We start from the raw sequence: 12,083 nt of genomic DNA on the forward strand, positions 1-12,083 counted from the left end.
CGTCATTCCTCCCAAAATAAATCGTTCAACGTTTTATTTAGAGCTTTGCAAATGGCTGTACATAATTTCAGACTCGGGTTATAGTTTCCTGCTTCGATCAGATTGATTGTCTGCCTGGTGACGCCAACGATGCTTGCTAACTTTTCTTGGGACACATCCGCTTCCACTCGCGCCATCTTCATTTTTCGGTTTTTCAAGAAATTCCCTCCTCACTTACAGTATATTCAAAATACTTCAAATATGTCAATTATATCTTACATATTGTCATGTATTTTAAACAGGGAGAGCGATGATGGGTTTTGTGCTTCCCCTTTTTCCACGGTGAACCCACCCGATGATTCCCAAAAAAATAGAGCGGGGAACATCCCCACTCTACTTCGTCGTCCTTTTATAAATCAATCAACCATCTGATTGGCAAGATCCACTAACACTTCTCGCGCATCATAGCTTTTCTCCGGATCATGTAGGTAAATTTTAAGGTTTATCCCTCTTTTGTCCTTAAATTGGATCCTTCCTCCATCATTCTTCACTTCCAAGTCGCCTTGCACCCCTTTTTTGAGTTCCACTTTTTCGAGCGATGACTCTGACTGGTTCCCACTTTCAATAAACTCCTGCTCAAAGTCAACGGCTTCAACCAGGATGAAGTGATTTCCATTGGCAGCTCTAAAGGTAGCCGAGATGTCTTTTCCATCCGTATTGGAAGGGAAATGCCAGTCGTTAACTCCCTCGACAACAAATTCAGAGTCAAAAGGCAGCTTCTCGGGTAAGTTCAATTTAAATGGTAAAGCGTTAAGAGCGTCGTCCACCGATTCAGCATAATAGGATTTCGGCTGCCTGGTCAGGAACTCCTTCTTCTGCTCCTCTGACATTTCCTCAAGTCCGTGGATTTCACTTTCTTTCAAGAGGGACGTATCCAACTTGTCAGGCTGTCCGCCTCCGAGAAAGGAGAATAGCCCCGTTTGACTCCCGATCAACCCGATCATCAAGAGAACCGCTGCACCTGCAAGGCTCAAACTGAGTACTTCAGGAAACCATCTTCTCTTGGCAGGAGGTACTTGGTGATTCTCTAGCTTGGTGAGCAATTCAACCTCTTCTTCCTTCGAAAAGACCGTTCCTTCTCCGATATGATGGTGAATCGCATCATGAATTCGTTTATTGCTCATCGAGATCGCCTCCAAGCTTCTGGTTTAAAAGACTGCGGGCCCTTGATAATCTGGTTCTGATCGTAGAAGAGTTAATGCCAAGGACTTCCGAGATCTCTTCAATCCTGGGGTATAACCAACATTTTGTCATAAAACCCACGTTAAGACAATAAAAGGAAAATAAAAGCTGATATCCCCAACGCTAAGGAGATATCAGCATGATTTTTTAAATCTTTAAAGGTCGTAATTCATTTGATTTTGGTACCTTTTTGGAATCAAATGAATATTCTCCTAGTAAATTTATATGTTCCCAACCCAATGGGGAAATGTGAGGTAATAACTCCTCTTTTAATAGGCCCTTTTCTTTTAATATCTTTGTAGCCTCTGTGAGATAAACGGTATTCCAAACTGTAATAGCATTTATAAGAATATTTAATGCACTAGCTCGTTGAAGTTGATCTTGCAATCCTCTTTCCCGTAACTCTCCACGTTTACCAAAGAATAAGGCTCTTGCCAATCCATTCATAGCTTCACCCTTATTTAATCCTCTTTGGATACGCCGACGTAATGTTTCATTAGAAATATAGTCTAGTATAAAGATTGTCTTTTCAATTCTGCCCATCTCACGCAATGCTGTTGCCATTTTATTTTGGCGAGAATAAGACCCTAACTTTCCTAAAATAAGTGAAGCCGATACTTTACCTTCCCGTATGGAATGTGCTAATCGTAAGACATCATCATAGTTATCTTGGATAACCTTAATGTTGATTTTTCCTCGTAGAATGCTTTCAATCTTTAAATATTCATTGGATTTATCCATGACATAAAGTTTAGAGTCAGATAGATCTCGCATTCTAGGAGCAAAGCGAAAACCTAATATATGGCTTAATCCAAAAACCTGATCAGTGTAACCAGCAGTATCCGTATAATGCTCTTCAATGGATAATTCTGATTCATGATGAAGCAATCCATCGATGACATGTACAGCATCTCTAGCGTTTGTGTTAATAACCTTTGTATAAAAAGAAGAAAACTGATCGCTGGTGAATCTATAGATAGTAGTGCCTTTCCCTGTTCCGTAGTGTGGGTTTGCATCAGCATGAAGAGAAGAGACGCCAACTTGTACACGCATGCCATCCGAAGATGAGGTACTCCCATTTCCCCAATATTTTGATAAAGAAAGATGATGTTGAAAATTTACTAAAGTAGCTTGAGCTTTACTCAAAGAATCCTCATGTAATCGCCATTGGGCTGCATTAGCTAACTGATGATAGGTGATCCCTGGTGTTGCTTCAGCCATTTTGGTAAGACCGATATTGGTTCCCATAGCCATAATCGTAGCCATTACAATAGACTTTTCTTCTCCCTTAGGAGGACGATTACTAGACGCATGAGTAAGGTGTTCATCAAATCCTGTCCAATTTGAAACTTCAATCAATAAATCAGTAAGTTTTACCCGTGGTAACATGTTATATAAAGTTTGGCTAAGAGATTTGGCTTCTTCCGGTGTATATTTCTCTAAACGGTCAAGCCGTACCCTTGACTTGTCAATACTTATTCCCTCAAGAGAATCTATGTTTTCCATTATATAATTTAATCTTTCATTTAAAGCTGTATTTCTCTCAATAATATATTCTTGAGCTGACATACCAACAGCTAATCTATTGCTTGTATACTTAGTTTCATCCCAATTATCACTTCCAGAAGAAACCTCTGTTGGAGAGTATTCATTTTCTTTACTCCATTCTTGCACTAAATGAGGGTGGGTAGTTGCAAGACTGTTCTCTAAAATTACCACCTTATTAGAGCAAATGGGGCAATTATTTCCTCTCGTTCTCGAACTAATAGTTGCCTCCCAAGAGTGTCCTTTTAATTGACACTTCCACCATACCTTTTCATCTGAACCTTTTGAATAGTACCGAGGGTGTAAGAAATTCTTTTCATAATCCCATTCAAGACATAGGTCTGAGTGAGATTTATCCAATGGTGTGGTTCCCCGTATTAGTTCAACAGGAATAGCTAGTAAGGAAGAAGGTGACGATAGTTCTTTTTCAACCTCTAAAAGCGTTCCTTTTGAAAGTAAACGGTGCGTTTTCACCCACCTTAGAATTGAGAGAAGGTGATCACTGACTTCTGGATATTTCTTTGGTCCTTTCTTATATAGCTGAGATGTTATGGTGCCATCTTTTTTTAATTGTGGACAATTCTCTTCTCGAATTCGAAAAAGTTGGAGAAAGGAAGCGAAGAAATCATTTTTATCTTCGTCTCGTTCAACAGCTTCTTCTGATGAATGAAAATAACCATCGTATTCGATTCCAATAGAAATAGAGGGAATATATATATCCAATTCATAAAACGACTTATCTTTACTCCACTTTTTTCTATGTACAGCGTCGGGGAAAATGGCCTTAAAATACAAAAATATTCTCTGTTCAATAATGGACGTTTGATTCCTTACACAATACGGACATTGAGCATCCATAGATGTACGACTATAGACCACCGTGGTCCACTTATGCGATGGATTATTTTTACACACCCAAAAAGCACGGTAATTAGAACCATACGAAACTTCTGTTTGTTGTTTCGTATTAGACTCATCCCATTCCTTCACAAGTTCAGGGTAGTAGGTGGCAAGTGAATTAGATGTGTTGATTCTTTTGTTACAGCAATAAGGACATCCAGAGTTCTTGCGACTGTAAACTCGGGCCTTCCAAAGATGAGTGGAATCTAATTGGCAAATCCAATATGCTTCATAATTAGAACCACAAGCAGTATGAAAAGGATCTCTTGTATTTTTTTTAAAATCCCATTCTGCTAAGAGGTCTGGGCGTTTAACGCCAAGCGATTCTGAGGGCACAACTCTTTGGCCTACACAAAAAGGACACTTTGTGAAGCGAGAGGTACGCTGTACCAAAGTAGTTTCCCATTGATGCCCTAGTTTACAGAGCCACCTAACACGTTTATTTGAACCCGGTAATAAATCATATGGATTATGTGTATTCGATGGATCCCATTCAGACATGAGGTGTGGAAACTTATCTGGAAACGAATTTTCATCTGTCATTTCTTACACCACTTTCACATTGATTGTTATTGTTATAGACAAACCTACAAAACATATACATAGAGTCATGAAAGTTATTAAAAAATAAACATTCCTACAACAACTTTTTAAATACACAAACGTTTACACTTCCGTAAACGTTTTTTATATTTCCTTATCAGTTAATAGCTAGTGATTAAGGATAAATCACAAAAATATTTATATCTAATTACATCCGAGTTTATTGACGCTTTCAAGCTTAAAAAGGTGTTTCTTTGTCAAAATGTCAGAGCATATAAAAATGGCTATTTAATCATCTCTAGCTAAAAACAAACTTTTAATTCAGAAAATATTAAAATTTCAAAATAACAATTTTACAGTTTATGTATTTTATGGTAATATTTTTTACGTACTTTACATGCGCGTGTATAAGAACAAATTATATAATCGGAGGAATTTGTACATTGAAAAATATTTTTAAAATTTTTATTACTTAAACTCTACTAATAGTAGCAACATTACCATTAAAATCAGGTGATGCTTCTGCATCTTGCTTGGGATATTATTCTGTGAAACCGTCTTACAGCACTAACATTCTAGCAAAAGAAGTTTCTGGTGACCTTATTGGTGATGTAGTGACACCGGATTGTAGTGGTGGTACAGGTACACCTAAAGGATGGGGATCGCTAACATCTACTGCTTCTAGAGTATCAGGAGGTTCCTACACAAATTACTTTAAAAAAGGTGATTATAATCAAGCTTTAAGGGATTTCAATACTTATCTAGGTTCTAATTATAATTCTATACCATTCTCATCAGGGACTGGCTACTACGTTACAACACCTTATGGTAATGTAAACTTATACCGTAGTTCTACCAGCCTAGGTGGCCCTTCAATTAAATGGTCAAATGGAAAGGAAGTAATGAGATACGAATAATAAAAAGGAGGATATTTATATGTATAAATATCCTCCTTTTAAAAACAATTTGGGGAGGAAAAAATGACAAAAAAAAGTATTACTGATAACTTTGTTGAAACTTTAAAATCTGTCCTTGGAAAAGAATTATCACTTATTTACTCGAACACATTGAACTACACTTTTAAATCAGATAATCTCACAATTATGGAGCCTGCGATTTTCGGAATAGGTGATGACTTTTTTTATATAGACCATACAGAATTTGAAACTAAAGATTTCGAGGAATACTATATACTTGACATTAAAAAACAATTAACGCCGAAACCTCTTCCTCATGACATAAGTGAATTAAACTCCGTTATATTTAAAAAGCCAATTTCAACTGTTTCCGTGTGGTCTACCATAACTCAGATAATAGTTTACATATCAGAAGAAAGAGAAAACGTAAGGGTAAATAATGAAGTAAATGGTATTGAATTTATATTTGATAACAATAAATGTCTACTCTTAAGGCCTAATTCTCCTTCCGGTTCAAGTATTACATTTAACCAGAAGGAAATAACTACTTTTAAAAAATACTCCAAAGAAATTTATTATATTGATTAAAAACTCAAAGCTGACAGGAATAAAAATCTGTCAGCCTTATTTAATTATAAAGATTTTTATTACCTCCACGGGCTTAATTCATTCGAAATATGAATTCTAAATAAAGAATGAAGAATAAATCATGACCATCCATTATTGTCATTATCGAAAGATTGTACATGAATGATATATTCCATTAACGAAAATATTATAAGAGATAGCAATCTATAAACACACTCAATTAAAGTGGAACCTCCATACTAAGGGAAGGGGGATTATTTACAAGTTTCTTCAAAATAATCCATTTAATCTCACATAAAAGGTTATATTAGTCTCTTGCAATTTAGAAATTTGTACGATGGTGTAGGAATGAGTTTGTACCAGGTGAAAAGAACAAAAAAAGCAATTGATCCAAAAAGGGACAGTTCCAACAAATGGAACGTCCCTTATATAATCTAATATCTAGGCTTTACAGTAACTCTATTCAAAATAAAAGGAGACTTTTGAGTGTAATAATGGTAATCCCCTTGCTTCCATTCTCTGGCTCCCATCAACACTAGTCTAGGAACAATTTTCCCAAACACATCCCAAATTACTTGTTGTTCACAATCATATAAGCCAACAATTCTTGTATCTTGTTCACTTTTTAGTATTTCATTTATAAGCTTAAAACTTCTAACATTACCTGGTTCTAAAACAACAATTTTAATTACTTTATAATCTAATGTTTTATATTCTCCTTTAAATTTATCCGGTCTAAACAATTTAATATTATGAACAAGGTCTTGAGTACATTCATTGTCAGTTTCAAAATCGATTGTGTGATTATAATATTCTCGCATGCCCTCTAAATAAGAATTAATAATCAAATCCTGATTACCTGGATAATTTCCATTGATTAATTCAAACGCCGTTAAAAATGAACGGGATAATTGACAAACGTACACTTCTAAATTCTTAACATCTACTCCTTCAACTTCAGCAATTGAGTACTTTAAACTACTCACCCTTTTGGAACGATCCGCACTGTAAATTTTTCGAGTAAGGATACTATGATCTATTACAGAGAATAATACGTAGTATTTGTTATTCGGATTCTCTTTTGAGAGGTTAACATACCTTCTTATCTTCTGTTTAATTTCACTTGTCGTTTCTGAACCTGTATCTATCTCGATATTTAAATAAATATTTTCTCTTTTTATTATCCAGTCAGGTATTAATTTTTCATTTCCTGAATCTACAAAAAAAGGATGAATATAAGGATTGATAGACTCAATATTAAAACGATCTTCATTAACAAACATCGACAAACATCCTACCGCAACTTCTTGAATAGCTATTGTATGATCTAAATTTGAAAATTTACGGTTTAAATTTAATTTTTTTCTATCTTCCTCTCGTATTACTCCTTCTGAAATTAAAATGTCTATACCATTTGACCCTAATGTATAGTAATTATAACCCAACCCTACTTGCCCCACTCTATAATGATGTTGTTTAACCACTTTATACCCAGACCATCTTTTTAATTTTTTTTGAACCGTATCTAGCTTCATCCCAGATAATGCAAACGAGTAATAATGTACTTGTGACGTTGAAACAATTCTTTGAGTATAAATTAATTTTAAAATTTTTAAATCGTTATGATCTAGATAAACACCTTTTCGATTTGCTCCAAAAATATTTTGCTTTTGCAGTTCTTCTTGTGCTTTTCTACCCTTTGACTGTAAGATCATAATTTGGCGGTCATGAATTTCGATAGCTTGATCAATTAGATCTTGACTAAGAGTTAATAGGTGAGCTACAAGAATAGCGTACCTTTTATTCTCATTAAACCTCCGAAAGGAATGAGGTTCATATCGGGCGCCTAGCCTAGCAAGCTGTAGCAGCCTATTCGAGTGAATATTTTCGGCGGCCTCTGTTGAAAGATTTAATAAACGAACATATTCTAATCTCTCAATTACTTTTAAAAAAGCATCTGGTGATGATTGACCTGGTATTTCCCTTAGCCATCCAAGCTTAGTTTTGGATTTATCGGGAGGTGTATCAATTAATTTCTCCAATTGTTGTTTTTGCCAAGGAGATAACGGTTTATAGAGTGAATTATATACTTTCTCCTCTGCCCTTCGCCTTGTTTCCCATACTAATCTTTCGATCGTTGTCATAGCAGGCAGAATGATTTTTCGCTTTCGCATTTCTTCTAAAGTCATCCTTATTAGAAACAGTGCATTTGAATTTTCAATTGCATGGGGTAGTAATGCGTGTGAAATAACCCGATATGAGTGGGCAGAAAAATTAGAGAAACCATAGTGTTTTCGTATTTCTTCCATATGTTCATGTTTTGTTTGTTCTCGTTCGGAATATAGTTTAAATTCATTTGGGTCTATTTGTAGCTGTTTAGCAACATAGTTTATCACCTTATCAGGAATACTTTTAATATCTGAAATTGACCAACCTGGATAACGAAAAAGACAGATTTGAATAGCGAATCCCAATCGATTATGATCTCTTCTTCTACGCCTTATTACCTCTATATCATCTTGTGTAAGGGTATAGTAGTAGGCCAGTTCCCAATTACTTAAAGTAGAAGGGATTGTCAAAAAATCCTTCCTTTGATCAGGTGTAAGTAGTTCTCTTGCTCTCAGATACATAGGAAAAGCCCCCTATCATTAAAGGTTTAAATTTTTTCCAAAGCTCGATACAAAACAGATTTACTTACACCCGTCATATCTGTAATTTCTTTGATGCTATATTGATTTGAAGAATGTAGTTTTAAAGCACGTTCCACCAACTTAGGATCCTTAGAGGGTCTTCCGCCGTTCCGACCTCTCATTTTTGCAGATTTTAATCCAGATTTTGTACGTTCACTGATAATATCCCGTTCTAATTCAGCGATGCTCGCCATTGTTCGGAAGAAAAAGCGTCCCATAGCTGTTGATGTGTCAATGCTATCCTGTATAGAAATAAAATTGACTTTTTTTTCTTCAAAGGTTTCGGCCAACTCAATAAGGTGCTTTGTGGATCTTGAAATACGGTCCAATTTATAAACGACCACAGAATCTCCATCACTTATAGCCTTAAGAAGCTGCTCCAATTCTGGGCGTTCTATTTTCGTTCCGGTCATTTTCTCTTTGTAAATAACAGCTGCGCCTGCTTTCTCTAAAGAGTCAAGTTGAAGATTTAAGTTTTGGTCTTGAGTAGAAACACGAGCATACCCAAAAATTTTCCCCATATTATCCTCTCCTTCTGAAACAATTATTCCCTAATCCGGATAAATCGTCAATTTTAGGGAAGATGTTAAAGGGAAGGGTTTAGGGATTAGAAAACAATAAAAATAAGTGAATTACTGATAAGTAAAAAGTTTTCCCTAAAACGTTCGTTATAGGGAATAATAAAATGATACTTCAGCTAATGATTGTCGAAATTCACTTACTGTGTAATTTGGACTCCAATCTACAGTAAATGTGATAGTAAGTTGTGGATACCCTATTACTTAAATCTCTAAAATATAAAAAATTGGAAATTATTATATTATTTTAAAAAAATAGAAAATAACAAAGGAATTTGGTATTATTTATATAATATTCCTAATTATACAAATTTTATATAAGGAAGGAGGGAATTTTCCTGCTAGATTTCAAGACATTTTATTACCTACCTTTAGTAATGATTTATTTCATTGGAACAATTCTTTTTTATTTGTTAGGAAAAAGAAAGTTCAACCCCTTCAGTCATCTAATTAACATTACATTCCTTCTCTACATCCCTTGGTTAATGAGTTTAACTATTTTTCCTATCCCCATTGATTCAAGATTAATTCAAAGCTTTATAGAAACAAATACAGAAGCAAGAAACAGTTTTATACCTTTGCAGACAATTTCTATGAGTATATCGGGAGCTATTGAACAAGGATATTTCTCCGGATTCATTAAGGGAATTCTAGGAAATATAATCATGATGATACCTCTAGGGTTCTACCTACCGTTTATTAAACCAAAGTTAAATTCGTTCAGAAATATTTTAATTGTTGGAATAATAGCAGCAACAAGCATAGAAATTACTCAAAAGGTGATTTCACTAGTTATCGGAGCAAGCTATAGAAGTTTTGATGTGGACGATATTATCTTAAACACAATAGGCGTTTTGCTGGGTTCAATTGCATTAAGATTTATCAATCCAATTGTTAAGAGATTAAAAGATGACATTGAAGATAATCATTCTGAAACTATTACTAGTTAACTTGGGGAGGATTACTTAATGAAAAAATTCAAAAAACTACTTTCTTTAATTCTATTAATAGCTATTATTTCCGTTCCGGCAGCTACGGTTTTTGCTTATTCGCATACTTATGGTTTTGAATTTCAATACAAATTAAATTCTAAAATTTACTATTTATATCCGGGATCAGAGAACAGAATTTACATTCAGAATTCCGCATCAGGTGGTGGTGGTTATTATTACTTTGATTTATATAAGGGAGATAGCTATGGGAGTACATATTTAGGGACATCAACCTTCCCAAGTAACGGTAGTGGATATGTGGACCTTCCTGGCAAGGGAGAGGGCAAGTATTGGTTTACACTTAGAAAGGCAGATGATGGCACTGTTGTAAGAGGTGGAGGTACAATAGCCGATTATGATTTTAATTAATACAAAAGAAGTCAATTCCAACATCGGAATTGACTTCTTTTGTAATATTAATATGAAATGGACATACGTATATTGAAGGAGGTGGAGCACTCATGGAGTCAAAATTAAACAAAGGCTTACTATCTATCCTTTTTGCATTTTATATCGTCGTATTGATTTTTTTGAGTTTATTTGGAGTATCTGGAAATCTACATTTTGTTAAGGTAGGTGATGTTTCTAATAACTTCATTCCTTTTCATACTTTAAGCAATTATATCTTAAACTTTAACAGGTACAATTTAGATACCTGGTTCCTTAATACTTTAGCTTTAGTCATTTGCTTCATTCCAATTGGCTTAATGATCCCGTATATATTTAAACGAATAAGTAAATATTTTCATGTGTTTATATTTTCTTTAGTAATAAGTTCAATAGTTGAAACAACTCAAATCCTTACAAAATTTGGCGTGTTTGATATAGATGACATTATATTAAGCATAATTGGCACTTCTATAGGATACCTTATGCATAAATTTTTCAAAAATATTAAAGAAGCCTATTAAGCTTCTTAGTTTTACCAAGTGGATAAACATTTATCAGCAGGGAGATCTTTCCCAACGTGAAGAAAGCCGAATTCCTTAACATAGGAAACTCGGCTTTCTTTATGTCCATATATCTATTATTGGGAAACTCATTAATATCAAAGGATCTAGCCTTAGCGTGGGAAATATGATAAATCGTTGGTGCTACCCCAATCCTCAACTCTTGATAATAAAAAAACATGATGACCTCTCTGTATTTCACAGGGAGAGCGAAAATCGCTTCACTCAGCTCTGTTTTCTGTTGCTGTTTCATCAGCCAATCTTCGGGACCCTCTTTACTCGTCGTCATCGAAAAGGTATTCGTCAATAACAATTTCCGATAATGCCAGCTCCGAAGATAATCCTTCGACTTATTGGCCGCAATGGAAAAAATCCATGCTTTCGCCGAGCTCGCGTTCTCCAACGTATCCATCTTTTGATAAACCGTGATGAAAACCTCCTGCACTAAATCCTCCGCTGCACTCCAGTTCTTCACATATGAATAAATGAGTCTCTTCACATCCTCCCCATATTGGATGACGAGGTATCTGATCGATCGTTCTTCTTGAAAATCCTGTCCAGCACTGTTTGTCATATCACACCACCATGAATTGTATTTTTCACTTAACAGACGAGTGTCGTTGGAGAAATGTCCCATTATTTACAGAAAAAAGTTTTATATTAAAAATGTATCCATTAATAATTGTTTCTATAAAACAGAAAATAGCACCCTATGATTCGTTCGTACTTTTAATAATAGGTATAGTTGGTCGTTCGTTTTAATAAAGTAAATTAGCGACTAATCTAGGAGGAATAGCTTTGAAAAAGGTAGCCTTAACTATATTGATAACTCTCGTTTTATTAAATATCTTATATTTTCTTACAACTTCTTCACCATTATGACTAACAGAGGAGGAATCATTTCGAATTTACTAGACTAATTCCATGCATACAGAGATTCATTTTCAAATAACGTGTAAAGCGCTATATTTCTCCCAAAAACAGAGGTAAACCCCCATCATATAATTGCTTTACCTCACAAAGGGTCTGTCCCCTTATCCTAGATATATGTTGATGTTAGACATAAAATAGGAACCTCCAGTTTTATGGAAGTCCCGTTTCTTTAATGTTTTACACTCTTACTCTTAATCAAATTTGAGGCAGACGTAATCCATAGTAT

The 12,083-nt window shown here is 34.9% G+C and carries 11 protein-coding genes and 3 pseudogenes; 5 read left to right on the forward strand and 9 right to left on the reverse strand.

What is annotated here, in order from left to right:
- Positions 1-2: 2 nt before the first annotated feature.
- From LCM10_RS04245 to LCM10_RS20840, 5 genes and pseudogenes are all read right to left on the reverse strand, one after another.
- Positions 3-197: a helix-turn-helix transcriptional regulator gene (locus tag LCM10_RS04245; RefSeq protein ID WP_224874922.1), complete on the reverse strand. Its 195-nt coding sequence runs from the start codon at positions 195-197 to the stop codon at positions 3-5.
- Between the two features lie 198 nt (positions 198-395).
- Entirely contained in the window at positions 396-1,163 is a 768-nt protein-coding gene (locus LCM10_RS04250) for a hypothetical protein (RefSeq protein WP_224874923.1), read from the reverse strand.
- Entirely contained in the window at positions 1,153-1,293 is a 141-nt protein-coding gene (locus LCM10_RS20830; RefSeq protein WP_224874924.1) for a sigma factor-like helix-turn-helix DNA-binding protein, read from the reverse strand. Before LCM10_RS20830 ends, LCM10_RS04250 begins: the two co-directional genes overlap by 11 nt.
- A gap of 75 nt (positions 1,294-1,368) precedes the next feature.
- A pseudogene (locus LCM10_RS20835) lies at positions 1,369-2,838 on the reverse strand (Tn3 family transposase); the annotation flags it as partial.
- 123 nt (positions 2,839-2,961) lie between these two features.
- A pseudogene (locus LCM10_RS20840) lies at positions 2,962-4,209 on the reverse strand (zinc-ribbon domain-containing protein); the annotation flags it as partial.
- Positions 4,210-4,757: 548 nt separating this feature from the next.
- Here LCM10_RS20840 and LCM10_RS04265 point away from each other — a divergent pair.
- Positions 4,758-5,126: a hypothetical protein gene (locus LCM10_RS04265; RefSeq protein ID WP_224874926.1), complete on the forward strand. Its 369-nt coding sequence runs from the start codon at positions 4,758-4,760 to the stop codon at positions 5,124-5,126.
- Positions 5,127-5,189: 63 nt separating this feature from the next.
- Entirely contained in the window at positions 5,190-5,714 is a 525-nt protein-coding gene (locus LCM10_RS04270) for a hypothetical protein (protein WP_224874927.1), read from the forward strand.
- 434 nt (positions 5,715-6,148) lie between these two features.
- On the opposite strand, the gene LCM10_RS20845 is transcribed toward LCM10_RS04270, so the two are convergent.
- The 3 genes and pseudogenes from LCM10_RS20845 to LCM10_RS04280 all read right to left on the reverse strand — a co-directional run bounded on the left by LCM10_RS20845 (position 6,149) and on the right by LCM10_RS04280 (position 8,925).
- Positions 6,149-7,375: a replication-relaxation family protein gene (locus LCM10_RS20845; RefSeq protein ID WP_412103376.1), complete on the reverse strand. Its 1,227-nt coding sequence runs from the start codon at positions 7,373-7,375 to the stop codon at positions 6,149-6,151.
- Positions 7,355-8,344: pseudogene (locus LCM10_RS20850) on the reverse strand (DUF4158 domain-containing protein); the annotation flags it as partial. The pseudogene LCM10_RS20850 and the gene LCM10_RS20845, both read right to left, overlap by 21 nt.
- Positions 8,345-8,370: 26 nt before the next feature.
- On the reverse strand, positions 8,371-8,925 hold the full coding sequence (locus LCM10_RS04280) for a recombinase family protein (RefSeq protein WP_224874929.1): 555 nt from the start codon (positions 8,923-8,925) through the stop codon (positions 8,371-8,373).
- 434 nt (positions 8,926-9,359) lie between these two features.
- Here LCM10_RS04280 and LCM10_RS04285 point away from each other — a divergent pair, with 434 nt between their 5' ends.
- The 3 genes from LCM10_RS04285 to LCM10_RS04295 all read left to right on the forward strand — a co-directional run bounded on the left by LCM10_RS04285 (position 9,360) and on the right by LCM10_RS04295 (position 10,885).
- A complete protein-coding gene (locus LCM10_RS04285) occupies positions 9,360-9,932 on the forward strand; it encodes a VanZ family protein (RefSeq protein WP_224874930.1) in 573 nt (190 codons plus the stop codon).
- Positions 9,933-9,950: 18 nt separating this feature from the next.
- The gene (locus tag LCM10_RS04290; RefSeq protein WP_224874931.1) at positions 9,951-10,343 is read left to right on the forward strand and encodes a hypothetical protein; all 393 of its coding nucleotides are present in this window, start codon (positions 9,951-9,953) and stop codon (positions 10,341-10,343) included.
- 92 nt (positions 10,344-10,435) lie between these two features.
- On the forward strand, positions 10,436-10,885 hold the full coding sequence (locus LCM10_RS04295) for a VanZ family protein (RefSeq protein ID WP_224874932.1): 450 nt from the start codon (positions 10,436-10,438) through the stop codon (positions 10,883-10,885).
- Here LCM10_RS04295 and LCM10_RS04300 read toward each other — a convergent pair.
- Positions 10,869-11,498 carry a sigma-70 family RNA polymerase sigma factor gene (locus LCM10_RS04300; protein ID WP_224874933.1) on the reverse strand — a complete coding sequence of 210 codons (630 nt, stop codon included), beginning with the start codon at positions 11,496-11,498 and terminating at the stop codon, positions 10,869-10,871. The genes LCM10_RS04295 and LCM10_RS04300 overlap by 17 nt on opposite strands.
- Positions 11,499-12,083: the final 585 nt, after the last annotated feature.

The organism is Rossellomorea aquimaris (genome assembly GCF_020171925.1).
GTDB lineage: Bacteria > Bacillota > Bacilli > Bacillales > Bacillaceae_B > Rossellomorea > Rossellomorea aquimaris_F.